This window comes from Dietzia sp. SLG310A2-38A2, from assembly GCF_014145095.1.
Classification (GTDB): Bacteria; Actinomycetota; Actinomycetes; order Mycobacteriales; family Mycobacteriaceae; genus Dietzia.
In genome coordinates this window covers 1-962 of sequence record NZ_JAALDX010000452.1, presented here as the reverse complement: position 1 = coordinate 962, position 962 = coordinate 1, and the positions used below count along the sequence as shown (strand labels likewise).

1 protein-coding gene is annotated in these 962 nt (G+C 72.7%); it reads right to left on the bottom strand.

Going from position 1 to position 962, the window contains the following annotated elements; genetic code table 11:
* Window positions 1-810: tRNA (adenosine(37)-N6)-dimethylallyltransferase MiaA (miaA, locus tag G6027_RS14925; protein WP_346995759.1), on the bottom strand; the 810-nt coding region annotated here is incomplete at its 3' end.
* Between the last annotated feature and the right edge of the window lie 152 nt (window positions 811-962).

The window sequence follows — 962 nt, the reverse complement described above, 5'->3', positions numbered from 1 at the left end:
GGTGCCGATCACAGTGCGCTCCCGGGCGCGGGCCACTCCCCCGGCGTCGATCCCCAGCTCGTCGTCCATCTCGTCGAGTACCTGCGCGTACCCGATGGCGCGACGGGCCGTCACGCCCTCCAGCAGTCCGCGCCCGACGAGCCCGCGCACCTCGTCGATCAGCCCGTCGGCGAACATCCGCCCGGTACGCGCGTCCAGCCGGTCATCGAGTTCGGGAAGCGCGCAGCGCAGGCCGAGCAGCCGTGTGCCCCACCGCGGGACACCGATGGTCGGCCTCGAGGCGGAGAACGGCTGTCCCGTCAGCTCCACCACCTCCAGCGCCCGCACCGTGCGGCGGGGATCGGTCGGCAGGATGGTCCGTGCGGCCTCGGGGTCCGCCCGGGCGAGCTCCGCGTGCAACGCCTGCACCCCGATCTCCTCGAGGCGCCGTTCGTAGCGCGCACGGACCAGCGGATCGGTGTCGGGGATGGACCAGTCGTCGACCAGGGCCTGGATGTACATCATCGACCCGCCGCACAGGATCGGCACGTTCCCCCGCTCCCGTATCTCCGTGATCTCACGCTCTGCCTCGCGTCCGAAGTCGGCGACGCTCGCGGTCTCGGTCACGTCGAGGACGTCGAGCCTGTGGTGCGGGATCCCCCGTCGGAGGGACGGCGGGAGCTTCGCGGTGCCGATGTCCATGCCGCGGTACTGCTGCATGGCATCGCAGTTGACCACCTCGCCACCCAGACGTTCCGCGAGATCGAGGGCGAGGTCGGACTTGCCGGTACCGGTCGGCCCCACCACCGCGACCGGAGCGGGGCGGCTCACCCGTCACCCCCCTGGCCCGGGGAATCCGACGACGACGAGAGGTCCCAGCGGGCGCAGTGGTACCCCACACCGAACGGCGCCCAGGACGCCGACTCCACCGCCGACCGCTCCCCGACCACCCCGGCGAGCCCGAGCCACGCCGGCCGGCTCCA